General features: G+C 65.3%; 21 protein-coding genes. 8 read left to right on the top strand and 13 right to left on the bottom strand.

Annotated features, from left to right (window positions below):
* Positions 1–8: 8 nt before the first annotated feature.
* Together glgA and AC25ND_RS00740 are read right to left on the bottom strand one after the other, a co-directional pair.
* Positions 9–1,568 carry a glycogen synthase GlgA gene (gene glgA / locus AC25ND_RS00745; protein WP_028692576.1) on the bottom strand — a complete coding sequence of 520 codons (1,560 nt, stop codon included), beginning with the start codon at positions 1,566–1,568 and terminating at the stop codon, positions 9–11.
* Positions 1,569–2,061: 493 nt separating this feature from the next.
* Complete coding sequence (locus AC25ND_RS00740; RefSeq protein ID WP_172402379.1) at positions 2,062–2,229, bottom strand: DUF6026 family protein; 168 nt, start codon at positions 2,227–2,229, stop codon at positions 2,062–2,064.
* A gap of 160 nt (positions 2,230–2,389) precedes the next feature.
* On the opposite strand from AC25ND_RS00740, the gene gnd reads away from it, so the two are divergent.
* Both gnd and zwf read left to right on the top strand, forming a co-directional pair.
* Entirely contained in the window at positions 2,390–3,409 is a 1,020-nt protein-coding gene (gene gnd / locus AC25ND_RS00735; protein WP_277815863.1) for a phosphogluconate dehydrogenase (NAD(+)-dependent, decarboxylating), read from the top strand.
* The gene (zwf, locus tag AC25ND_RS00730) at positions 3,410–4,903 is read left to right on the top strand and encodes a glucose-6-phosphate dehydrogenase (RefSeq protein WP_062359462.1); all 1,494 of its coding nucleotides are present in this window, start codon (positions 3,410–3,412) and stop codon (positions 4,901–4,903) included.
* Between the two features lie 60 nt (positions 4,904–4,963).
* On the opposite strand, the gene AC25ND_RS00725 is transcribed toward zwf, so the two are convergent.
* Positions 4,964–6,013 (bottom strand): 3-oxoacyl-[acyl-carrier-protein] synthase III C-terminal domain-containing protein, encoded by a 1,050-nt coding sequence (locus tag AC25ND_RS00725; RefSeq protein WP_186595447.1) that lies wholly within the window; start codon positions 6,011–6,013, stop codon positions 4,964–4,966.
* Between the two features lie 241 nt (positions 6,014–6,254).
* On the opposite strand from AC25ND_RS00725, the gene AC25ND_RS00720 reads away from it, so the two are divergent.
* From AC25ND_RS00720 to AC25ND_RS00710, 3 genes are all read left to right on the top strand, one after another.
* Entirely contained in the window at positions 6,255–8,051 is a 1,797-nt protein-coding gene (locus tag AC25ND_RS00720; RefSeq protein WP_186595446.1) for a glycoside hydrolase family 15 protein, read from the top strand.
* Between the two features lie 393 nt (positions 8,052–8,444).
* Positions 8,445–8,642 (top strand): DUF1737 domain-containing protein, encoded by a 198-nt coding sequence (locus tag AC25ND_RS00715; protein ID WP_062359459.1) that lies wholly within the window; start codon positions 8,445–8,447, stop codon positions 8,640–8,642.
* Positions 8,643–8,649: 7 nt separating this feature from the next.
* Complete coding sequence (locus AC25ND_RS00710) at positions 8,650–8,787, top strand: hypothetical protein (RefSeq protein ID WP_155721672.1); 138 nt, start codon at positions 8,650–8,652, stop codon at positions 8,785–8,787.
* On the opposite strand, the gene AC25ND_RS00705 is transcribed toward AC25ND_RS00710, so the two are convergent.
* Positions 8,774–9,454: a phytanoyl-CoA dioxygenase family protein gene (locus tag AC25ND_RS00705; RefSeq protein WP_069016346.1), complete on the bottom strand. Its 681-nt coding sequence runs from the start codon at positions 9,452–9,454 to the stop codon at positions 8,774–8,776. The genes AC25ND_RS00710 and AC25ND_RS00705 overlap by 14 nt on opposite strands.
* Before the next feature lie 161 nt (positions 9,455–9,615).
* On the opposite strand from AC25ND_RS00705, the gene AC25ND_RS00700 reads away from it, so the two are divergent.
* Positions 9,616–11,808 carry an OsmC domain/YcaO domain-containing protein gene (locus tag AC25ND_RS00700; protein WP_028692564.1) on the top strand — a complete coding sequence of 731 codons (2,193 nt, stop codon included), beginning with the start codon at positions 9,616–9,618 and terminating at the stop codon, positions 11,806–11,808.
* 49 nt (positions 11,809–11,857) lie between these two features.
* Here AC25ND_RS00700 and AC25ND_RS00695 read toward each other — a convergent pair whose 3' ends face one another.
* From AC25ND_RS00695 to AC25ND_RS00680, 4 genes are read right to left on the bottom strand one after another with little or no spacing between them, the layout of a single operon-like run.
* Positions 11,858–12,325, bottom strand: coding sequence for a DoxX family protein (locus AC25ND_RS00695; protein WP_096049848.1), 468 nt, complete (start codon positions 12,323–12,325; stop codon positions 11,858–11,860).
* Between the two features lie 10 nt (positions 12,326–12,335).
* A complete protein-coding gene (locus tag AC25ND_RS00690; protein ID WP_069016345.1) occupies positions 12,336–13,091 on the bottom strand; it encodes an HvfC/BufC N-terminal domain-containing protein in 756 nt (251 codons plus the stop codon).
* The gene (bufB, locus tag AC25ND_RS00685) at positions 13,088–13,921 is read right to left on the bottom strand and encodes an MNIO family bufferin maturase (RefSeq protein ID WP_069016344.1); all 834 of its coding nucleotides are present in this window, start codon (positions 13,919–13,921) and stop codon (positions 13,088–13,090) included. The genes AC25ND_RS00690 and bufB overlap by 4 nt, the downstream gene beginning before the upstream one ends.
* A gap of 16 nt (positions 13,922–13,937) precedes the next feature.
* The gene (locus AC25ND_RS00680) at positions 13,938–14,213 is read right to left on the bottom strand and encodes a BufA1 family periplasmic bufferin-type metallophore (protein WP_028692560.1); all 276 of its coding nucleotides are present in this window, start codon (positions 14,211–14,213) and stop codon (positions 13,938–13,940) included.
* Between the two features lie 215 nt (positions 14,214–14,428).
* On the opposite strand from AC25ND_RS00680, the gene AC25ND_RS00675 reads away from it, so the two are divergent.
* Complete coding sequence (locus AC25ND_RS00675) at positions 14,429–15,016, top strand: sigma-70 family RNA polymerase sigma factor (protein WP_062359452.1); 588 nt, start codon at positions 14,429–14,431, stop codon at positions 15,014–15,016.
* Positions 15,003–15,644 carry a DUF1109 domain-containing protein gene (locus tag AC25ND_RS00670; protein ID WP_069016343.1) on the top strand — a complete coding sequence of 214 codons (642 nt, stop codon included), beginning with the start codon at positions 15,003–15,005 and terminating at the stop codon, positions 15,642–15,644. Before AC25ND_RS00675 ends, AC25ND_RS00670 begins: the two co-directional genes overlap by 14 nt.
* Before the next feature lie 75 nt (positions 15,645–15,719).
* Here AC25ND_RS00670 and AC25ND_RS00665 read toward each other — a convergent pair whose 3' ends face one another.
* The 5 genes from AC25ND_RS00665 to AC25ND_RS00645 form a co-directional block, all read right to left on the bottom strand.
* A complete protein-coding gene (locus AC25ND_RS00665) occupies positions 15,720–16,892 on the bottom strand; it encodes an ATP-binding protein (protein ID WP_062359448.1) in 1,173 nt (390 codons plus the stop codon).
* Between the two features lie 6 nt (positions 16,893–16,898).
* Positions 16,899–17,588, bottom strand: coding sequence for a response regulator transcription factor (locus AC25ND_RS00660; protein WP_182323657.1), 690 nt, complete (start codon positions 17,586–17,588; stop codon positions 16,899–16,901).
* Positions 17,585–18,079 carry a cysteine hydrolase family protein gene (locus AC25ND_RS00655; protein WP_062359445.1) on the bottom strand — a complete coding sequence of 165 codons (495 nt, stop codon included), beginning with the start codon at positions 18,077–18,079 and terminating at the stop codon, positions 17,585–17,587. Before AC25ND_RS00655 ends, AC25ND_RS00660 begins: the two co-directional genes overlap by 4 nt.
* Positions 18,080–18,286: 207 nt before the next feature.
* Positions 18,287–19,573 carry a Zn-dependent hydrolase gene (locus AC25ND_RS00650; RefSeq protein ID WP_084941475.1) on the bottom strand — a complete coding sequence of 429 codons (1,287 nt, stop codon included), beginning with the start codon at positions 19,571–19,573 and terminating at the stop codon, positions 18,287–18,289.
* Positions 19,574–19,624: 51 nt separating this feature from the next.
* Positions 19,625–21,115: an NCS1 family nucleobase:cation symporter-1 gene (locus AC25ND_RS00645; RefSeq protein WP_062359641.1), complete on the bottom strand. Its 1,491-nt coding sequence runs from the start codon at positions 21,113–21,115 to the stop codon at positions 19,625–19,627.
* Between the last annotated feature and the right edge of the window lie 405 nt (positions 21,116–21,520).

Raw genomic sequence — 21,520 nt, 5'->3', positions numbered from 1 at the left:
TTCCCCGCTCAGTAGTGGCTGTGCTGCGCCTGCTTGACCAAGTCCTCGTACAGGCGTGCATAGGGCTCCACCGCCTGGCACCAGTTGAACGGCTGGGTCATCGACAGGCAGCGCATGGCGTTCAACAGGCTCTTCTTGCCGTACACGTAGAAGGCGCGGGCCAGGGCCTCGCGGTAGCTGTCGACGGTCGAATCGTCGAACAAAAAGCCGGTGACACCGTTCTCGATGGTGTCGGCCAGCCCACCGGTGTTGCGCGCCACTGGCAGCGAGCCGAAGCGCTGGGCGTACATCTGGCTCAGGCCGCAAGGCTCGTAGCGCGACGGCATCAGCAGGAAGTCACTGCCTGCGAACATGCGCCGGGCGTCGGTCTCGTTGAAGCCGATGCGCACGCCGATACGGCCCGGATGACGCAGGGCCAGCTCGCGCATGGCCTGTTCCTCCTCGGGTTCGCCGCGGCCGATGATGGCGATCTGGCCGCCCTGCTGGACGATGTAGTCGGCCACCCCCAGGGTCAGGTCCAGGCCTTTCTGGTAGACCAGCCGCGACACAACGGCGAACAGCGGACCGTCCGACGGCTCCAGTTCGAACAGCTCACGTACCTGCTGGGCGTTGCGCGCCTTGCCGGCCCAGTCGTTGAGGCTGAAATTGTGGTGCAGGTGCTGGTCGGTGGCCGAGTCCCAGCTTTCATCGATGCCGTTGGGGATGCCGCCGAGCAGCCCTTGTTGCGCTTTGCTGGCCAGGAAACCGTCCAGGCCGCAGCCGAACTCGGGGGTGGTGATCTCCCGGGCATAGGTGGCGCTGACCGTGGTGATGTGGCTGGAGTACGCCAGGCCGGCCTTGAGGAACGACAGCTTGCCGTAGAACTCCATGCCTTCCTGTTGCATGGCGTGGTCGGGGATCGCCAGCTCCGGGCTGCAGCCGCGGCTGTACACGCCCTGATAGGCCAGGTTGTGGATGGTGAACAGGGTCGGGGTGCTCAAGCCGCGCCAGTGCATGTAGGCCGGGGCCAGCCCGGCCGGCCAGTCGTGGGCGTGCACCAGGTCGGGGCGCCAGTGGGCCATGCCTTCGCCAGCCGCGATTTCCGCCGCCGCCAAGCCCAGGCGGGCGAAGCGGATATGGTTGTCGGGCCAGTCGCGGCCGTTGTTGGCACCGTAGGGCGTGCCGTCGCGCTGGTACAGCTCGGGGCAGATCAGCACGTAGATCACCAGGCCGTCGGCCAGGTCCATGCGGCCGATCCTGCACGGTGGCAGGGCTGCGTGGCCACCCAGTTCGCCGACGATATGGATGGGGTTGTCGCTTTCCATTACCTGCCGGTAACCGGGGATCAGTACCCGCACATCGTGCAAATGCGCCAGGGCGCGGGGCAGGGCGGAGGACACGTCGCCCAGGCCGCCGGTCTTGACCAGGTCGGCGATCTCCGAGGTGACGAACAGGATCTTGCGCTTGTTCGGATTGTGCTGGCGCTGGGCGCCGGGTGCCTTGACTGTCGGAGCGAGCGCCGCTGGCAGCGGCTCGCGGCTATCCGGGTTGAATGATTCTACGTGAGGTTCGACAGCGGCACTGATCATACTTCTCTCCGTCCCTTGTTCTGGTGTGTGCTTAACGTTGGCTCGTGGGTGTGCTCTCTGATCGTTGTTGCATCTTCGTAGTGCGGTCCTTGCCCCAGATTCGTGCGCGCAGGCACGGCACGTTCGGCATTCCGGCCGAAAGACGTATTGACTGGTTGGGGTGGGCGGGCCTGGCGTGAGGAAGTCCTTTTGCACCGGCCCACTTAAGTCCTGACCTGCCCGTGCTTTGCAAAGTTCGACTTTTTTACGTCACTTTTTTTATGAGCAAAACGCGGGCCGAAACTGCAGTGTAGGAGACCAAATGCAAGAAAAGTGACCCGTTGGTCATGTTTCTCGCGGACGTTTGCCCGCGCAAACGTTGGCGAGTTGTTGCAAAATATGAGGGTCGCAGCGCTACGTTACGGGTTCGACCCGCGACGGGCGCGATACGGCAACAAGGAAGGGCGTCAGTGAGCGGGTGGGAGCCAAGGTGCTCCCACACAGGAAGGGTGAATCAGAGACCGGCGGCCTTGCCGTGCACGCGGGCCTGCTCGAGCAGCAGGTTCAGCTGGGCGACCTGCTGACGCAACTGGTCACGTTCGTCCTTCAACTGGCGCAGCTCGTCGCGGCGCACGGTGACATAGAGGGTCTGGGTGGGAGTGGCTGGCATCAGGGTACCCATGGCACACCTCGCATGGCTGGTGACAATTTGAAGCGTAGTCGCTTCGCGCGGCGCGCATTCTGAATTCTTCGCAGGCCCTTGGGAACTTTTTTGTTTATCGTTGTCGCCCCGTTCGTCGGTGAACCCTCCGCCAGAACGCTGGACTAATCTGAAATCGTCAATTGTTGTAAAGCAAAACCAACGGGAGCGTCGTCACATGCAACTGGGAATCATCGGGCTTGGCCGCATGGGCGGCAATATCGCAAGGCGCCTGATGCGCGCAGGTCACAGCACTGTGGTCCACGATCGCAACCGCGAAGCCATCACCACCCTGGAAGGCGAAGGTGCCGTGGGCGCCCACGACCTCGGTGCGCTGGTGCAGAAACTCAAGGCGCCGCGGGCAGTGTGGGTCATGCTGCCGGCGGGCGAAATCACCGAGCAGACCATCGCCCAGCTGGCCGACCTGCTCGAGCCGGGCGACGCCATCATCGATGGCGGCAACACCTTCTACAAGGACGATGTGCGCCGCGCCGCCGAGCTGGGCAAGCGTGGCCTGCACTACCTCGACGTCGGCACCTCCGGCGGCGTGTGGGGCCTGGACCGTGGCTACTGCATGATGATCGGCGGCGAGAAGGCGGTGTTCGAGCGCCTGGAACCGCTGTTCGAGGCCCTCGCCCCGGGCGTCGGCGACATTCCGCGCACCCAGGGCCGCAGCGGCGAGCACGAGCGCGCCGAGCACGGCTACATCCACGCCGGCCCGCCCGGTGCCGGCCACTACGTGAAGATGGTGCACAACGGCATCGAGTACGGCCTGATGCAGGCCTACGCCGAAGGCTTCGACCTGCTGCGCAGCAAGGGCGGCCCGGAACTGCCGGAGGACCAGCGCTTCGACCTGAATGTGGCCGAGATCGCCGAAGTGTGGCGCCGCGGCAGCGTGGTCACCTCCTGGCTGCTGGACCTGACCGCCGACGCGCTGGTCGCCGACCCACAACTGACCGAGTTCAGTGGCTCGGTGTCCGACAGCGGCGAAGGCCGCTGGACCATCGACGCCGCCGTCGAGCAGGCCGTGCCGGTGCCGGTGCTGTCCAGCGCGCTGTTCGCCCGCTTCCGCTCGCGCCAGCAGCAGGGCACCTACGGTGACAAGATCCTTTCCGCCATGCGCCTGGGCTTTGGCGGCCACGTCGAGAAGAAGAAGGACTGAATGAGCAAATCGACCATCCCCGCTGCGCCGCCCTGCACCCTATTCCTGTTCGGCGCCAGCGGCGACCTGGTCAAGCGCCTGCTGATGCCGGCGCTGTACAACCTCAGCCGTGACGGCCTGCTCGATCGCAACATGCGCATCGTCGGAGTCGACCACAATGCCGCCACGGCCGAGGCTTTCGCCGAGCGCCTGCATGCCTTCATGGCCGAGCGCGATGCCGGCAAGTGCCTGGACGAGAAGCTCTGGGCACGCCTGGCCAAGCGCCTGGACTACCAGACCGGCGATTTCCTCGATCCGCAGACTTACCAGGCCCTGGCCCGGCGCATCGACAAGACGCGCCACGGCAACGCCATCTTCTACCTGGCCACCTCGCCACGCTTTTTCCCCGAGGTGGCCCAGCGCCTGGGCGATGCCGGCCTGCTCGACGAGTCGGGCGGTGGCTTTCGCCGGGTGGTGGTGGAAAAGCCCTTCGGCACTGACCTGGCCAGCGCCGAGGCGCTCAACGCCCGCCTGCTCAAGGTGATGAACGAGCGGCAGATCTACCGTATCGACCATTATCTGGGCAAGGAGACCGTCCAGAACATCCTGGTCAGCCGTTTCTCCAACGGCCTGTTCGAATCGTTCTGGAACAATCATTACATCGACCACGTGCAGATCACCGCCGCCGAAACTGTCGGCGTCGAGACGCGCGGGGCGTTCTACGACAACACTGGCGCCCTGCGCGACATGGTGCCCAACCACCTGTTCCAGTTGCTGGCCATGGTCGCCATGGAGCCACCGGCGGCCTTCGGCGCCGACGCCGTGCGCGGTGAAAAGGCCAAGGTGATCGGCGCCATCCGCCCCTGGTCGCACAAGATGGCCCTGCGCAATTCCGTGCGTGGCCAGTACAGCGCCGGCAAGCAGGGCCGCAAGCAACTGCCCGGTTATCGCGAGGAGGCCAACGTCGCCCCGCACAGCCAGACCGAGACCTACGTGGCCCTCAAGGTGATGATCGACAACTGGCGCTGGGCCGGGGTGCCGTTCTACCTGCGTACCGGCAAGCGCATGAGCGTGCGCGACACCGAGATCGCCATCTGCTTCAAGCCGGCGCCCTACGCGCAGTTTCGCGAAAGCGAGCTGGAGCGGCCCAAGCCGAACTACCTGAAGATCCAGATCCAGCCCAACGAAGGCATGTGGTTCGACCTGCAGGCCAAGCGCCCAGGGCCGGAGCTGGTGATGGAAAATGTCGAGATGGGCTTCGCCTACAAGGACTTCTTCAAGATGACCCCGGCGACCGGTTACGAGACGCTGATCTACGACTGCCTCACCGGCGACCAGACCCTGTTCCAGCGAGCCGACAACATCGAGAACGGCTGGCGCGCGGTGCAACCGTTCCTCGATGCCTGGGCGGCCGAGGGCGGTGAAGTGCACGGGTATGCGGCGGGGGAGGATGGCCCCGAGGCTGGCGACGAGCTGCTGGCGCGGGACAAGCGCGAGTGGCACACGCTGGGGTGACGCCAGCGGGGATAGCAACCTGCCGCCGTTGCAGCACGGCGGCAGGTCTTCAGAGCAGCCCTACAAGGTAAACGACAGCGCCGAGAACACCATCCCGCCACTGCCCGCCCAGCCCATGCAGAACTGGCCTGGCTCGGCTTCGCCGCGGCTCATGGCATCAAAGATGCCGAAGGGGATCGACGCGGTAATGATGTTGCCGGTCTTGTGCCCGACGTGATGCAACTTGTGATCGACGCCAATCATCTGGCCAATGTGTTCCCACATCTTTGGCGAGCCGGTATGGATGAACACTTTGTGCACGTCGTCCGCGGTGAGGTTCTGCATGTTGAAGACTTTCATCGCTTCGTTGCGCCCGTCTTCATGCAAGGCGGCGGCATAGGAGTTGAACTGGTACTGGCCACCGGTCGGTTCTATCTTGGCGATATCGGCCTCGTTGCAGAACAGCTTCCAGTCCGGCAAGGAGATCGTCGACAAGTCACTCAGATCAGGTCGGTTGATATAGGAGAACTTGAAGTTCCCCGGTGCCTCGTTACTCAGGATGGTGACGACGGCGGCCTCGCCAATGGTAAAGCTCGGGAACTTGTAGGCCAGTTCGGCCGGCGACTGCAACGAGAAGTTCTTGGGCATCACCGGCCCGCCTTCCGACATGCCGAACTCCATGTTGACGATGGCGGCGTAGCGGATTTCACCGGCTTGCATCTTGCTGTTGATGACGTCCATGGCCGTCACCCAGCCGTTGCAGGCATCGACCACATCGAAGTTGCGGCAGTTCAGGCCCAGCGCCTTGGCGATGAAGGTACTGTTGGCCGGTTCGATGAAACCACGGGTGACGTTGGGATAGATCAGCAGGTCCAGGTCGGCCTTGCTGATATTGGCCTGGGCCAGCGCCGCGTCGAACGCCGCTTCCATCAGGGCCATCGGCGTCTCGTCAGCCGCCAGCCAATGGCGGGTGTCGCTGCCGCTTTTCTCCAGCAACTTGCCGATGGTCTTCAAGGTTTTCGGCAAGTCCTCCTGGAAGGTGTCCCTGGAGTGTTGTTCGACCAGGTTGATGACGTCCTGGTTGGTGACTTGGCGTGACGGCAGTATTGCGGAAAGTCCGACGATCTTCATATAACGTCCTTGTTGAGGGGATTGATCCTGCGTAATGGCTACGCATTGGCAGAGGCATGCTCATTCCTGTAAGCAGCCTCTGGCCCGCTATTTCTAGCACAGGAAAAGAGTGGCTCAATGTCGTGGATCAATGTTCCTGGGCATCGATATCGACAACTTCTACTCCACCCCGAGAGCACTTCAGCGGAACCCTGAATCCCTCTCCGGCATCCAACCTCAACCTCCCTCCCGAGGCTCCGAGATGCCCGCCCACATCGAAGACTACGCTCTCATCGGCAACTGCCGTAGCGCCGCCCTGATCAACCGCGACGGCGCCCTCGACTGGCTGTGCCTGCCACGCTTTGATGCTCCCGCGGTGTTCGCCGCGCTGCTGGGCAACGAGGAAAACGGCCGTTGGCGCATCGCCCCCAGCGACCCGGTCGAGCACAGTGCGCGCCGCTACCTCGACGACACCCTGGTACTGGATACCACCTGGACCACCGCCAGTGGCCGCGCCCGGGTGCTCGACTGCATGCCCCTAGGCGAGCGCAACGCCGTGCTGCGCATCGTCGAGGGCCTGGCCGGCGAAACGGCCTTCGAGATGGACTTGGTGCTGCGCTTCGACTACGGCCGCAGTGTGCCCTGGGTGGAAAAGATCGACCCGCTGACCCTGAGCGCCGTCGCCGGTCCCGATCGGCTGATCCTGCGCAGCAGCACCGAAATCCATGGCCGCGACCACCACAGCGTCGCCCGTTTTCGCGTGGGCGCGGGGCAGCGCCAGGTATTCAGCCTCTGCCACCAGGCCTCGCACCTGCCCGTGCAGCCCGATTGCGACATTGACCACGACTTCGAACAGACCCTGGAGCAGTGGCGTGCCTTCGCCGCCCGCTGCCCTGATGTCGGGCCTTACACCGACCGGGTACGTCGTTCGCTACTGACCCTCAAGGCCATGACCTACGCGCCCACCGGCGGCATGGTCGCCGCCGTCACCACCTCGCTGCCCGAGCGCGTCGGCGGCGAGCGCAACTGGGACTACCGCTACTGCTGGCTGCGCGACGCCACCATGACCCTGCTGGCGTTGATGAACCTGGGCTACTTCGACGAGGCCCAGGCCTGGCGCGAATGGCTGCTGCGCTCGGTGGCCGGCAACCCCGAGCAGATGCAGATCATGTACGGCCTGGCGGGGGAGCGGGATCTTCCCGAGTTCACCTTGCCCTGGCTGCCGGGTTACGAGGGCTCGCAACCGGTTCGGGTCGGCAATGCCGCCGCCGGGCAGTTGCAGCTGGACATCTACGGCGAACTGGCCGACGCCATGACCCAGGCCATCAAGGGCGGGCTGCCGCGCCACTCGCGCGGCGCAGCCATCGCCCGTGCGATCCTGCCGTACCTGGAAGGCATCTGGCGAGAGCCGGACGAGGGGCTGTGGGAGGTGCGGGGCGGCCGCCAGCACTTCGTGCACTCCAAGGTCATGGCCTGGGTTGCCTTCGACCGGGCGGCGGGCCTGGCCGATACCACCGAGGAGGGGCGAGAGCGCAGTCGGCATTACCGCCAGGTGGCGGACGAGATCCGTGACGAGGTCTGCCGGCGCGGGCTGGACGCCGGCGGCCGGCACTTCGTCCAGGCCTACGGCTCGACGGAGCTGGACGCGAGTCTGCTGCAGATCGCCCTGACCGGCTTTCTGCCGGCCGACGATCCACGCTTTCTGCGCACCCTGGAACAGATCGAAAGGCGCCTGCTGCGCAACGGCCTGCTGCTGCGCTACGACAGCGACAGTTGCAGCGACGGCCTGACGCCGGGGGAGGGGACGTTCCTGGTGTGTTCGTTCTGGCTGGCGGATGTGTATGTGCTGCTGGGGCGGCAGGACGAGGCGCAGGTGCTGTATGAGCGACTGACGGGCTTGTGCAATGACGTGGGGCTGCTGGCCGAACAGTACGACCCGGCGGGCAAGCGCATGCTGGGGAATTTCCCGCAGGCGTTCAGCCATATCGGGATCATCAATACGGCGTTGAACCTGCACCGGGCGCAGTGTCCGGTGCGGGATCGGGCGGGGGGCAGTTGATGGTGAGACGGTAGGGTTATCCTTGCTCCGGCGGCACTCCAGTGGCGAGGGCGTCTTTTCTTTACTCGTAGTAGCCCACGGTGTCCCTTAATTGGTCAGCGAATTCGTAGATGTCGTCTAATGAGTTAATGGGGTGGCGTGTGAGCCTTCAACTCATCCATTGTGGTTTGAATGCGATCTTCTGCATTATTCGAGGGTTCACTCTGCGTTTCGGTAACACTCTTTTCAGCAGGGGTTGGTTAAGAAACACCACTCATGGCCGAACCGGCGCAGCCGGTGCCATCCTTATGGAGCATGCCCGCTCAGCCCACACCGAAGCGAATCAACACGATAGCTATGGCATGATGCCCGGCCTCGCACGCGATAGACGCCTGCCATGAAAGGAATACTCAGATGCCCTCGACCCCACCCAACGGCCTGCCGGTCTATCGCCTGATCACCGGCAAGGACGACGCCAGTTTCTGCCAGCGTATTTCCGAGAGCCTGGCCTTGGGCTATCAGCTTCATGGGTCGCCCAGTGTGACCTTCGATAGCAGCAAGGGACATGTAGTGGCTGCTCAAGCGGTGCTGTGGCCGGTAGTCAGGGACTGAGACGGACATGGATGCTGCAATCCGCCTGCGCCGGGCCATGCTCGACGACGCCGATGAAGTTGCCGTCCTGGTTGCAGCGGCCTACAGCCCCTACATCGCGAGGATCGGTCGGGTGAATGGCAGGCTCCCGGTCATGGTGCCGTGAACACGTAGTCCGAGGGTTCGAAGCATTCCTGCGTGTTCATGTGCACATTGCGCAAATGCTCGGTTTGCTGAAGTGCCACCTGGAGCGGTTCGGCGGCATAGCCGATGAGCAAGGCGCGGCGCGGCGCGCCGCTGGCATTCAGGCTGGCGGCATGCACCAGGTCTACATCGAACACCAGGGCATCCCCCGCGCGCCCCGACAGGTGAAGGCTCCGGGATTCGTCGCTGTAGTCGAAGGGCGTCTCGCCCGGTTCAGGCCGGTGGCTGCCAGGGACAATGCGGGTGGCGCCGTTGTGCGGGCCGTAGTCGTCCAGATAGACCATGACACCCACCAGGTCGCCCGGCCGCTGCATCGACAGGTCGCGATGCAGCGCCTGGTGGCCGCCACCCGCCACGGGGGCACGGCCCTCCACCTGGTAGAGAAAGAACCGTTCGCCGATCAGCGCGCCCACCGCTGCCAGCAACTGCGGCAGGCGGCAGACCGCCTGGACCCGCTTGGCGCAGTCCAGTTGCGAGTGACGCCAGTCGCCGGCGCGCGGCACTGGCCACTGCCGCGCAGGTTTCACCCCGGCCTCGAACACATGGCGCAGTTCTTCCAGCCATCCCTGGGGGACGGCCTGGCGAAGCAGGACGTAACCGGCCTGCTGAAGTGTCGCGTGATGGGGCATTGTCGTCTCGCTCTCCCTGTCGATGACCCAGCGTAGTAAGCACGGCTGGCTTTTGCGAGGGGCAGCAATCCCCAGCTCGTCGCAGGCCAACACTTTCCGGCAAAAATCCCGGATAATGCCCGCCATTTATCCGTTCCCGCCCGCTTTTGGTACCCCTGCGCATGGAAATCAAGGTCAATTTTCTCGACAACCTTCGTCTCGAAGCCAAGTTCGACGACTTCACGGTGATCGCCGACCAGCCGATCCGCTACAAGGGCGACGGCTCGGCCCCGGGGCCGTTCGACTACTTCCTGGCGTCGTCGGCGCTGTGCGCGGCGTACTTCGTCAAGCTGTACTGCCAGACCCGCGATATTCCGACCGAGAACATCCGCCTGTCGCAGAACAACATCGTCGACCCCGAGAATCGCTACAACCAGATCTTCAAGATCCAGGTCGAGCTGCCCGAGGACATCTCCGAGAAGGACCGCCAGGGCATCCTGCGCTCCATCGACCGCTGCACCGTGAAGAAGGTGGTGCAGACCGGCCCCGAGTTCATCATCGAGCAGGTCGACAACCTCGACGCCGACGCCCAGGCGCTGCTGATGCCGGTGTCGGATACCAGCACCTACATTCCGGGCAAGGACCTGCCGCTGGAGCAGACCATCGCCAACATGTCGGCGATCCTCGCGGGCCTGGGGATGAAGATCGAGATCGCCTCCTGGCGCAACATCGTGCCCAATGTCTGGTCGCTGCACGTGCGCGACGCGCAGTCGCCGATGTGCTTCACCAATGGCAAGGGCGCGACCAAGGAAGCGGCGCTGGCCTCGGCGCTGGGCGAGTTCATCGAGCGGCTGAACTGCAACTTCTTCTACAACGACCAGTTCTGGGGCGAGGACATCGCCAATGCGGCGTTCGTGCACTACCCCAACGAGCAGTGGTTCAAGCCAGGACCCAAGGACGCGCTGCCGGCCGAGATCCTCGACGAGCACTGCCTGCAGATCTTCAACCCCGACGGCGAGCTGCGCGGCTCGCACCTGTACGACACCAACTCGGGCAACAAGGAGCGTGGCATCTGCTCGCTGCCGTTCGTGCGCCAGTCGGACGGCGAGACGGTGTACTTCCCGTCCAACCTGATCGAGAACCTGTACCTGAGCAACGGCATGAGCGCCGGCAACACCCTGGCCGAGGCACAGGTCCAGTGCCTTTCGGAAATTTTCGAGCGAGCGGTCAAACGCGAGATCCTCGAAGGCGAGCTGTGCCTGCCGGACGTGCCGCAGGAGGTGCTGGCCAAGTACCCGGGCATCGTCGCCGGCATCCAGGGGCTGGAGGAGCAGGGCTTCCCTGTGCTGGTCAAGGACGCGTCGCTGGGCGGTGAGTTCCCGGTGATGTGCGTGACCCTGATGAACCCGCGCACCGGCGGCGTGTTCGCCTCGTTCGGCGCCCACCCGAGCTTCGAGGTGGCGCTGGAGCGCAGCCTCACCGAACTGCTCCAGGGCCGCAGCTTCGAGGGCCTGAACGACCTGCCGCAGCCGACCTTCGACAGCCTCGCGCTGACCGAGCCGAACAACTTCGTCGAGCACTTCATCGACTCCAGCGGCGTGGTGTCGTGGCGCTTCTTCGGCGCCAAGGCCGACTTCGAGTTCGTCGAGTGGGACTTCTCGGGCCACGGCGAGGACTCCAACCAGCAGGAGGCGCAGACCCTGTTCGGCATCCTCGAGGACCTGGGCAAGGAGGTGTACATGGCCGTGTACGATGACCTTGGCGCCACTGCCTGCCGTATCCTGGTGCCGGGTTATTCCGAGATCTACCCGGTCGAGGACCTGATCTGGGACAACACCAACCGCGCGCTGGGGTTCCGTGCCGATATCCTCAACCTGCACAAGCTGGACAATCGTTCGCTGAAGCTGCTGCTCAAGCGCCTGGACAACGCCGAGGTGGATGACTACACCACCATCACCACGCTGATCGGCGTCGAGTTCGACGACAACACGGTGTGGGGCCAGCTGACCATCCTCGAGCTGAAGCTGTTGATCCACCTGGTGCTGCAGCGTTTCGAGGAGGCCAAGGAGTTGGTCGAGATGTTCCTGCAGTTCAACGACAACACTGTCGAGCGCGGGCTGTTCTACCAGGCGTTGAACGTGGTGCTGGAGGTGGTGCTGGACGATGAGCTGGAGATGGCCGACTACGAGCACAACTTCCGTCGCATGTTCGGCAATGAGCGGATGGACGCGGTGCTGGGCTCGGTGGACGGCAGCGTCCGGTTCCATGGGTTGACGCCGACCAACCTGCAGCTCGAGGGACTGGATCGCCACCTGCGCCTGGTGGAGAGCTACAAGAAGCTGCACGCGGCGCGGGCGCGGGCGGCAGGGCTCTGAGCCGAGTCGCTCGAATGAATGAAAAGGGTCGCTTGGCGACCCTTTTTTCTTAACGCAAGCGCAATACCCGGTCCAGGGACAGTGCACCGCCGCCCCGGGCGATCAGCAGCAGGAGCAGGCCGGCCCAGGAAAGGTGGGTGGGCCAGGCGTCCGGATAGACGAAGATCTCGATCACCAGGGTCATGCCCAGCAGGGCCAGGGCTGACAGCCGGGTGAACAGGCCGAGCACCAGCAACAATGGGAACAGGTGCTCGGCGTAGGTCGCCAGGTGCGCCGCCAGCCAGGGTGACACCAGCGGCAAGGCGTACTCGCTCTGGAACAGCTCGTAGGTGCCGGGGGTGATGCTCAGCAGGCCTTCGACCTTGGTCCGACCGGACAGAAAGAAGATCGAGGCGATGCCCAGGCGGGCGACCAGGCACAGGACGCTGTCGCCAAGCAGGCGTTGCAGCTGTTCGGCGAGGCGGTTCCAGTAGAAACGCAGGCCGTGGGGCGATGAACTGGCGTGGCTGATGTCCATGGCGTTTTCCTCAGGTGAAGGCGAGCGGGCGCAAGGCCCGGGCATTCAGCAGCCTGCCCAGCAGGTCACTGAAGTCCAGGTTGGGTTGGGCGTGCAGGGCCAACTGCGAGGCCTTGTCCAATGGGTAGCCGGCGGCACAGGCATCGAGGAAGATGCATCCCCCCAGGCTCAACGGCTGGTGGACGACGCCTTCGCGGTCGCCGCTGAGCAGGGCGCCTTCGGCCACCCAGGGCTGGTCCTCGGGCCAGGGCCTGCCATCGCGGCCGTGCTGCCAGAGGCTGTAGGCAGGATGCTGGTCGAACCAGTGCCAGCGCACGCCGGAGCGCGGGCTCAACTGGCTGTGTTCGAGGTCCGAGGCGGTCATGCCGGCCAGGTCGGCCAATCTCAGCCAGGGATCGTCGTCGGCGCTGAATGCTTCGCACCAGGCGAAGTCCAGCCGTGCGACATCCGCCAGGTAGCACAGTCCATGGACGGGCTGCAACGCCTCGAGAAATGCCGGAAACGCCGCGCCATAGCGGATCATCCGCACATCACAGGGCGGCGATTGCCGGGCATATTCCGCGGCGGCGTCGTGCATCCATTGCTGCCCGACCAGGGTCTCGACGCTGGGAAAGTTGGCGCGCAGGGCCTCGACGCAACCGGCCAGCACCGTGTTGCGATACACCGCGAACGCGGGCTGCGCCGTCAGTGTCGCCAGCTCAGGCGCGGGGCGCTGATAGAGGGCGTCGATGAAGGCGTTCTGGAACTGTCCGAGGCTGAGGTTCATGGCAAGGCTCCTGCCAGGTCCAGGGTGGCCTGGGCGAAGGCGCGTTCGGCGAGCAGTTCGTCGAACGCCGGGATGTTGCCGTCGCGTTCTATCAAGGTCGGGCGCGGACCGATGCGGGCGATCAACTGCTGGTACAGCGACCACACCGGCGCAGCGATGGCGGCATCGTGGGAATCGACCAGCAGTGCGCCCTGGTCGTCGTGACTGTGCCCGGCCAGGTGAATCTCGGTGATGGCCTGGGCAGGGAAGCGGGCGAGGTAGTCGGCGGCATCGAAGCCGAGATTGTGGGCGCTGACGTACACATTGTTGACGTCCAGCAACAGGCCGCAGCCGGTGCGTCGCACCAGCTCGGCGAGGAAGTCGATCTCATCCAGGTCATGACCCTGCAGATGCAGGTAGTGGCTGGGGTTCTCGATGGAGATGCGGCAGCCCAAAGCGTCCTGGGTGCGCTGGATGTTGTCGGCAATACGGGCCAGGGCCTCGTCGCTGCGTGGAAAGGGCAGCAGGTCAGGATGGTACTGGCCGCGCCAGGTCGACCAGGCCAGATGTTCCGACACCAGGGCCGGGTGTACCTGGTCGATCAGGGTACGCAGGCGCCGCAGGTGCGTGGCGTCAGGTTCGGCATCCGCCGCCAGTGACAGTGCCACGCCGTGCAGCGACAGCGGATGGCGCTCGGCCATCCGCTCCAGCCAGGCCAGGCGAGGGCCACCGACCATGTAGTTCTCCGGATGGACTTCGAACCACAACCCTTCGGCGTGGCAGGCCCAGGCCTGGTCATAGTGCTCGGCCTTCAAGCCGAGCCCTGCGCCCATCGGCTGATTCCCGTTCATGGTCGATGGCCTCTGCTCAGGATTTGACCGGGGTCAGCGAACCCATGCCGTTGGGGGTCTTGATCGAGGTGCAGGTACCGGTCGGCACGTTTTTCCAGTGCATGCCGTCGTAGTCCTTTTTCGCGCTGCCGGCGCAGGTGGTGCCGGCGCCGGCCTTGCAGTCGTTCTTGCCGGCCATGGCCACGCCGTAGCATTTCTCCATGGTGGCTGCCTTGGTGGTGTCGTCGGCCACGGCTGCCCCTGCCAGGGAGGCGAGGGCGAGGGCGGCGGTGGCGAGGGCGAGGGTTTTCATGGGGTCGTCTCCAGAAGGTGGGGCCGTGGTGATGTACCGGCGGCTCATGGAGTAGTTCGCGGTGATGGGCGAGGCGGTTACAGCGCCTGCGAAAATATTTTTCGCCACCTGCGCCGGCCTCCTAAGGTAAGGAGGTGGCGTCGGTGCTTGCGTAGGGCGTTGCGGCGATGGTTGGATAAAAAAGAAACCCACAGACGGTGTAACCCTGGCGGCCGATGCAACGAACTAACCCACAGGATGTGCTCAGTGCACGCGAGTCACACTTGCAGGCCCTGCTGTTGCTTGGGCTGGCCGGTGACGCCGGGGCCTATCGCGAATTTCTCGCGGCGCTGGCGGTGCACCTGCGTGGTTTCTTGCGTCGGCGCCTGGCGCAGCGACCGGCCGAGGTCGAGGACCTGCTGCAGGAGGTGCTGCTGGCGGTACACAATGCCCGTCACACCTACCAGGCGCAGCAACCGCTGACCGCCTGGGTGCAGGCAATCGCCCGCTACAAGCTGGCCGACCACTGGCGCGGCCAGGCCCGGCGCGAGTCGCGTCACGAGCTGCTGGAGGATGACAGCGAGTTGTTCGCTTGTGGCGACGAAGAGCCGGCCGAGGCCCGCCGGGACTTGAACAAGCTGCTCGGACAGTTGCCCGACCGCCAGCGACTGCCCATCGTCCACGTCAAGCTGGAAGGGCTGTCGGTGGAGGAAACCGCGCGTCTTACCGGGCTGTCCAGTTCGGCGGTGAAGGTGGGCATACACCGGGGGCTCAAGGCCCTGGGAAGGTTGATTCGAGGTAAAGACGACCATGAAGACCGATGAGCTGATCAGCCTTTTGGCGACCGCCGCAGAGCCGGTGGATCGTCACGTGCTGGCGCGACGGCTGCTGCTGGCGCTGCTGGCCGGCATGCTGGGCGCATTGCTGATGACCGCTGCCATCTACGGCGTGCGCAGCGATCTGGCCGAGGTGGCGCGCACGCCGCTGTTCTGGGCCAAGCTGGCCTTGCCCACCAGCCTGGGCCTGCTGGCCCTGTGGCTGACCCAGCGCCTGGCCAGGCCGGGTGTGCGCGGTGGCGCGCTGTGGGGATTGCTCGGCCTGCCGCTGCTGCTGGTGTGGCTGGGGGCAGCCGTCAGCCTGGCCGGCGCGCCGGTGGAGGCCCGCGCCGACCTTATCTTCGGCCGCACCTGGCGCACCTGCGCGTTGAACATAGCCCTGCTCTCGGCACCCGTATTCGCCGCCGTGTTCTGGGCCCTGCGCGGCCTGGCACCGACCCGGCTGCGCCAGGCCGGCGCAGCTGGCGGGCTGCTCGCTGGATCCACCGCGACCCTCGTGTACTGCCTGCACTGCCCGGAAATGGGTGTACCGTTCTGGGGGCTGTGGTACCTGTTGGGGATGTTGTTGCCGACCGTCGTCGGGGCGGTGGCAGGGCCTCGACTGCTGCGTTGGTGATCGGGTGCGTTTTTGCGGTGCTGCGCAGCTCTTTCGCGGTGCAAGGCTGCTTCTACACGACAACGTGTCAAGCCTTCAGGCTGTCGTGACCAGAGGTAATGTCACCTGCAGTGCCAGCCCGCCCTCGCTCCGGCGATGTGCGGTGATGCGGCCACCATGGGCCTCGCAGATCGCCTGGGCGATCGACAGGCCCAGGCCGCCGCCGCCGCTGACCCGCGCCCGCGACTGTTCGGCGCGCCAGAAGCGCACGAACATGTTGCCCAGGTCCTTCTGCTCGACCGCTTGCCCACGATCGAGGAATTCCAGCTGCACGCAGTCTTTGGCCTGGCGCACGGCGACACTGAGCTCGCGGCCGTCGGAGGCGTACTTGAGGGCATTCTCGATCAGGATGTTGATCAACTGGCCGATCCGCGCCGGGTCGGCCTCGATCACCACGTCATCGGCAAGCGCCGTGTGCAACTGCATCCTGGCGGCCTCGAATTGCGGCGCGAACCAGGCCAGACGCTCCTCGACCAGCCTGGCCGGGGAGAACAGGCTGATGTGCAGGGGCAGCTGCCCGGCATGGGCCAGGGACAGCAGGTGCAGGTCGCCCACCAGGGTGTTGAGGTTGTACAGCTGGTTCTGCACCAGGCGCAATTGCTCAGGGCACAGCGGGAACACCTCGTCGAGCATGCCCTGCACCCGACCCAGCGCGGCATTGAGCGGGGTGCGCAGTTCATGGGCCAGGTTGGAGCTCGACTCGGCCACTTCGCTTTCATACAGCGCCAGGCGTTCGACCAGCTTGTTGAAGTCGGTGCACAGGCGCTGCATTTCCTTGGGCTGGCGCGGGTGCTGGCTGACCCGCACGCTGAGGTCGCCCTCGGCCACCCGCCGTGCCCCTACGGCGATCTGGCGGAACTGCCGGGACAGCGGCCTGGACAGGTACAGGCCGACCATCAAGGTGAACGGAATGATCACGATGACGAAGCCGTAGAGCACCAGCCAGTCGATGCTGTTACCGGGGCCGGGAAGAAAGTCGTGGATGTCGTAGTAGGTCTGCAGCAAGTGCCACAGCCTGGACTCGTTGCGCGGCACATCGGCCAGGCCGGCCACCAGCGCGGCGCGGTCCTCGGGTCGCATCGATTGCAGCACCAGGTAGTCGCTGATCCAGAAGTACAGGTACATGCACACGGTAATGGTGATCACCGCGCCGACGGCGAGCAGGGTCATTCTCAGGCCGACCCACAGCCACAGCGGACGTTTGCGCATAAGCGGTCAGCGGAACCGGTAGCCAACGGAGCGCACGGTCACCAGCACGCCGCTGATGCCCAGGGCTTCGAGCTTGCGCCGCAGGTTGTGCACGTGGGTGTCGATGATGCGCACCAGCGCATCGCTCTCGGGCATGCACAGCTCAAGCAGTTCCTCGCGGCTGAAGGCCTTGGTCGGTGTGCGCAGCAGCGCGGCGAGCAGAAGCAGTTCCGAACGGGTCAGGTCGAGCACCTGCTCCTCGCCATCGCAGGTCCGTACTCCGGCCACGAAGCGCTCGGCGTCGACCCAGACGCCCTGGCACTCGAGGCGCTGGCGATTGTCTGCCGGCGTGCCGTAGCGGCGCAGCACCGCGTGTACCCGGGCCACCACCTCCTTGGGGTTGCAAGGCTTGACCACGTAGTCGTCGGCGCCGTAGCGCAGGGCGCCGATCTTGTCCGGCTCGTCGCCGATGGCGGTGACCATGATCACCGGGGTGTCGGCGCTGCGGCGGATCTCGGTCAGCAGCTCCGGGCCGGACATTTTTGGCAGCATCATGTCCAGCAGCACGATCGCCGGCGTGCGCTGACGGAACAGGGCAAGCCCGCGGGCGCCGTCCTCGGCGATGTCCACCTCGAAACCGTCGCGCTTCAGGTAGGCCTCCAGGATGCTTGCACCATCGGCGTCGTCCTCGACGATCAATACGCGCTTGGGGGTCATGGGTTGTCTCGCGGGGCGCGCAGCCCTGCCAGCACTTCGGCGGCGGTGGTGACGTGGCCGAAGTGGTGTTTCCACAGGTCGATGCCCAGCTGACCGGAACGGTCCAGCGAGGAGCCCATGGTCAGGTCGGTGACCAGTGTCGGCGTCAGGCCTGCATCGAACAGGGCGAAGCCGGCAGCCAGCACGCAGGTTTCGGTCTGCAGCCCGCACACGAGCACGCGTTCGACGCCCAGCTGCTTGATGTAGTCCAGTGTCTCGGCGGTCTGGCCATAGCCATGCTTGATGAACACCTTGTCCGCCTCGACCAGGGCCACATCCTCAGCGGCCGGGTGCCAGCCGAGCTGGCGCTGGAACGGGGTGGCCTGCTCGTCGTGCAGCTCGATCGATGCGATGGTGGGAATGTGCGCCGACAGCACGCGGATGCCATCCACCAGTTTCTCGGAGGGGCTGAAGGTGGATTGCACATCGACGATGAGCAGGACTTGCTGCATGGCGGATTCCCGGGCGCGGTTCGAAAGCTGGCGAGTATACCGCCGCACGCGGGAATTTTGCGGCCAGTGGCCTGCTCCGGGCTCAGCCAAGGTTCTTGGAAGGTGCATGTGTAACACGCGCTTGCCCCGCCAACACCGGCACCGCCTGTGCCATGCACCTCGTTGCCTGCGTCGCGGGCCAAGCCCGCGCGGTCCTTTTATCGCCTGCTAGGCCGCCAAACGCCCGCCGGCAATCGCCTCCGACGCCGCCAGCATCGCCCGCAACAGCACCGCGCAACCGGCCGCGAGATCCCCAGGGGCGGCGTTCTCGATTTCGTTGTGGCTGATGCCGCCTTCGCAGGGCACGAAGATCATCCCGGCCGGGCCCAGCTCGGCGAGGAAGATCGCGTCGTGGCCTGCGCCGCTGACGATGTCCATGTGCGCCAGGCCCAGGTTGCGCGCCGAGTCGCGCACCGCCTCGACACAGCCCTTGTCGAAGTACAGGGCCGGGAAGTCGGCGGTGGGTACCAGCTCGTAGCTCAGCCCGTGTTTCGCAGTTGTAGCCTCGATCACCTGGCGCACTTCGGCGATCATCGCGTCCAGTTGCTCGCCTTCGAGATGACGGAAGTCCAGGGTCATGCGCACTTCGCCGGGGATCACATTGCGTGAGCCTGGATAGGCCTGCAGGCAGCCGACCGTGCCGCAGGCATGGGGCTGGTGGGCGAGGGCGGTGCGGTTGACCGCCTCGACCACGGCGGCGGCGCCGACCAGGGCGTCCTTGCGCAGGTGCATCGGCGTGGGACCGGCGTGGGCCTCGACGCCGCGCAGGGTCAGGTCGAACCACTTCTGGCCGAGGGCGCCGAGCACCACGCCGATGGTCTTGTGCTGGTCCTCGAGGATCGGGCCCTGTTCGATGTGCGCCTCGAAATAGGCGCCCACCGGGTGGCCGGTCGCGACGCGGCTGCCGGCGTAGCCGATGGCGTTCAGTGCCTCGCCGACGCTCACGCCCTGGGCGTCGCGCTTGGCCAAGGTCTCCTCGAGGGTGAACTTGTTGGCGAACACCCCCGAACCCATCATGCACGGGGCGAAGCGCGAGCCTTCCTCGTTGGTCCACACCACCACCTCCAGCGGCGCCTCGGTCTCCACGCCCAGGTCGTTGAGGGTGCGGATCACCTCCAGCCCGGCCATCACGCCAAAGCAGCCGTCGAACTTGCCGCCGGTGGGCTGGGTATCGATATGGCTGCCGGTCATCACCGGCGGCAGCTTGGCGTTGCGCCCGGGGCGGCGGGCGAAGATGTTGCCGACCGCATCGATGCTCACCGTGCAGCCGGCCGCCTCGCACCACTGCACGAACAGGTCGCGGGCCTGGCGGTCGAGGTCGGTCAGCGCCAGGCGGCAGACGCCGCCCTTGGCCGTGGCGCCGAGGCGGGCGAGGTCCATCAGTGACTGCCACAGGCGGGCGCTGTCGATGTGCTGCTTGCTCGATTGCAGGACTTCCTTGGCGAGGGTGGTCATGGGTATCTCCTCAGGCTGTTGTTTTTGGCATCACGTGGGAGCTGCAGTGCATCAAGGCAACGGCTTGGCCAGCCGCGCCGGTCCGCGCACCGCGAGGCCACCGAGGGCGTAGTAGAGCCCGCCGCCGAGCAGCGAGCCGGTGAACCAGCCATAGTCGTAGAACCAGCTGAAACTGCTGTTGCCGATGGCCATCACGGTCAGCGCCACCGGCACGCCGAAGGCGACGAACCCGGCCCAGTTCCAGGCCGGGTACACGTCGTCGCGGTACAGCCCGGCCAGGTCCAGGTGCTGGCGGCGGACCAGGAAATAGTCCACCACCATGATCCCGGCAATTGGCCCGAGCAGGCTGGAGTAGCCCAGCAGCCAGTTGGAGTACACGCTCTCCAGGCTCAGGTCGGAGACGATCCAGCCGAGCTTCTTGAGCAGCTCGTGCCCCATCAGCGCCAGGCCGATGAAGCCGGTCAGCCAGACCGCGCGGCTGCGCCCGATCAGCCGCGGGGCAATGTTCTGGAAGTCGTTGGTGGGCGAGACGATGTTGGCCGCGGTGTTGGTCGACAGCGTGGCGATGATGATCAGCGCCATGGCCAGGGCCACCCAGCCGGGGCTCTGGATATGGCCGATCAGGCTCACCGGGTCGGACACTGTCTGGCCCACCAGCGAGGCGGAAGCGGCGGTCATGATCACGCCCAGCGAAGCGAACAGGAACATGGTCAGCGGCAGGCCGAAGATCTGCCCGAGGATCTGGTCCTTCTGGCTCTTCGCGTAACGGCTGAAATCGGGGATGTTCAGCGATAGCGTGGCCCAGAAGCCGACCATCGCGGTAAGCCCGGCGCAGAAGTAGCCGACCACGCTGGCGCCCTCGGGGCGCTTGGGCGGCTGCGCCAGCAGTTCGCTCATCGACATGTGCGGCAGCGCCCAGAACAGCAGGCCGACACCCACCGCCACCAGCAGCGGCGCCGATAGCGTCTCCAGCCACTTGATCGACTCGGCGCCGCGCAGCACCACCCACAGGTTCAGCGACCAGAACAGCATGAAGCCGATCACCTCGCCGGTGCCGCCCAGTGCCTTCCACTCGGGGAACAGCGAGCCGAGGAACAGGTGGATGGCCAGCCCGCCGAACATCGTCTGGATGCCGAACCAACCACAGGCCACCACGGCGCGGATCAGGCACGGCACGTTGGAGCCGAAGATGCCGAACGAGGCGCGCAGCAGCACCGGGAAGGGGATGCCGTACTTGGTGCCGGGGAAGGCGTTGAGGGTCAGTGGAATCAGCACGATGAGGTTGGCCAGCAGGATCGCCAGCAGCGCCTCGCTCACGCTCAGGCCGAAGTAGGCGGTGAGCACGCCGCCGAGGGTATAGGTGGGCACGCAGATGGACATGCCCACCCACAGCGCGGTGATGTGCCACTTGTTCCAGGTGCGCTGGTGCACCTTGGTCGGGGCGATGTCGTGGTTGTAGCGGGGGCTGTCGAGGACGTCGCTGCCGGCGTCGAGCTCGAACAGGCCATGCTGCTCGACCACTTGCGATCTGCTCTGTTGCATGGGGTTCTCCAGGTCTTTTTTCTTGTAGTTGTCGCTCATCGGGCTGCCGCGATGGCCGGAGTACACACACCAGCAGTACTGCTCCTCCGGTCCGGCCAGGCGGTTGTGGCCTGCGTTTTCAACAAACGTGCCGGGAAAGCCCGCGCCTTCCCGGCGGCCGCCGCCAAACGGAGGTAACTCACTGTCTTGCAAGGGCATTCTTCAGCGCGACGACGAGGGTGGGGTGGGCACCCTGGTGCGCCGTCTGTCTGGCAGGTCCGCCACCCGCGTGGTTCAAACGGGTGCAACCTGGAAAACCACTGGCGCGGCCTGCGCCTTCCAGCCAGGAAACAAATTGCTGATTTTGCGTAGAAAATCTTGACCAATTTGGCTTCCTGTCAAGTGCGTCAAAATGGTGAAGGGGTG

Source organism: Pseudomonas sp. P110(2024) (genome assembly GCF_057480795.1).
Note: the sequence above shows the minus strand (reverse complement) of the source record. Positions and strands in the feature narration are given on the sequence as shown.

What these genes read in the sequence shown, in the direction of transcription:
- glgA (WP_028692576.1), bottom strand. Translation starts at nt 1,568, where the DNA reads ATGATCAGTGCCGCTGTCGAACCTCACGTAGAATCATTCAACCCGGAT.
- AC25ND_RS00675 (WP_062359452.1), top strand. Translation starts at nt 14,429, where the DNA reads ATGCAACGAACTAACCCACAGGATGTGCTCAGTGCACGCGAGTCACAC.
- AC25ND_RS00710 (WP_155721672.1), top strand. Translation starts at nt 8,650, where the DNA reads ATGGATGCTGCAATCCGCCTGCGCCGGGCCATGCTCGACGACGCCGAT.
- AC25ND_RS00720 (WP_186595446.1), top strand. Translation starts at nt 6,255, where the DNA reads ATGCCCGCCCACATCGAAGACTACGCTCTCATCGGCAACTGCCGTAGC.
- AC25ND_RS00690 (WP_069016345.1), bottom strand. Translation starts at nt 13,091, where the DNA reads ATGAACCTCAGCCTCGGACAGTTCCAGAACGCCTTCATCGACGCCCTC.
- AC25ND_RS00740 (WP_172402379.1), bottom strand. Translation starts at nt 2,229, where the DNA reads ATGGGTACCCTGATGCCAGCCACTCCCACCCAGACCCTCTATGTCACC.
- AC25ND_RS00655 (WP_062359445.1), bottom strand. Translation starts at nt 18,079, where the DNA reads ATGCAGCAAGTCCTGCTCATCGTCGATGTGCAATCCACCTTCAGCCCC.
- AC25ND_RS00670 (WP_069016343.1), top strand. Translation starts at nt 15,003, where the DNA reads ATGAAGACCGATGAGCTGATCAGCCTTTTGGCGACCGCCGCAGAGCCG.
- AC25ND_RS00650 (WP_084941475.1), bottom strand. Translation starts at nt 19,573, where the DNA reads ATGACCACCCTCGCCAAGGAAGTCCTGCAATCGAGCAAGCAGCACATC.
- AC25ND_RS00660 (WP_182323657.1), bottom strand. Translation starts at nt 17,588, where the DNA reads ATGACCCCCAAGCGCGTATTGATCGTCGAGGACGACGCCGATGGTGCA.
- AC25ND_RS00705 (WP_069016346.1), bottom strand. Translation starts at nt 9,454, where the DNA reads ATGCCCCATCACGCGACACTTCAGCAGGCCGGTTACGTCCTGCTTCGC.
- AC25ND_RS00700 (WP_028692564.1), top strand. Translation starts at nt 9,616, where the DNA reads ATGGAAATCAAGGTCAATTTTCTCGACAACCTTCGTCTCGAAGCCAAG.
- zwf (WP_062359462.1), top strand. Translation starts at nt 3,410, where the DNA reads ATGAGCAAATCGACCATCCCCGCTGCGCCGCCCTGCACCCTATTCCTG.
- AC25ND_RS00645 (WP_062359641.1), bottom strand. Translation starts at nt 21,115, where the DNA reads ATGCAACAGAGCAGATCGCAAGTGGTCGAGCAGCATGGCCTGTTCGAG.
- AC25ND_RS00665 (WP_062359448.1), bottom strand. Translation starts at nt 16,892, where the DNA reads ATGCGCAAACGTCCGCTGTGGCTGTGGGTCGGCCTGAGAATGACCCTG.
- AC25ND_RS00680 (WP_028692560.1), bottom strand. Translation starts at nt 14,213, where the DNA reads ATGAAAACCCTCGCCCTCGCCACCGCCGCCCTCGCCCTCGCCTCCCTG.
- AC25ND_RS00695 (WP_096049848.1), bottom strand. Translation starts at nt 12,325, where the DNA reads ATGGACATCAGCCACGCCAGTTCATCGCCCCACGGCCTGCGTTTCTAC.
- AC25ND_RS00715 (WP_062359459.1), top strand. Translation starts at nt 8,445, where the DNA reads ATGCCCTCGACCCCACCCAACGGCCTGCCGGTCTATCGCCTGATCACC.
- AC25ND_RS00725 (WP_186595447.1), bottom strand. Translation starts at nt 6,013, where the DNA reads ATGAAGATCGTCGGACTTTCCGCAATACTGCCGTCACGCCAAGTCACC.
- bufB (WP_069016344.1), bottom strand. Translation starts at nt 13,921, where the DNA reads ATGAACGGGAATCAGCCGATGGGCGCAGGGCTCGGCTTGAAGGCCGAG.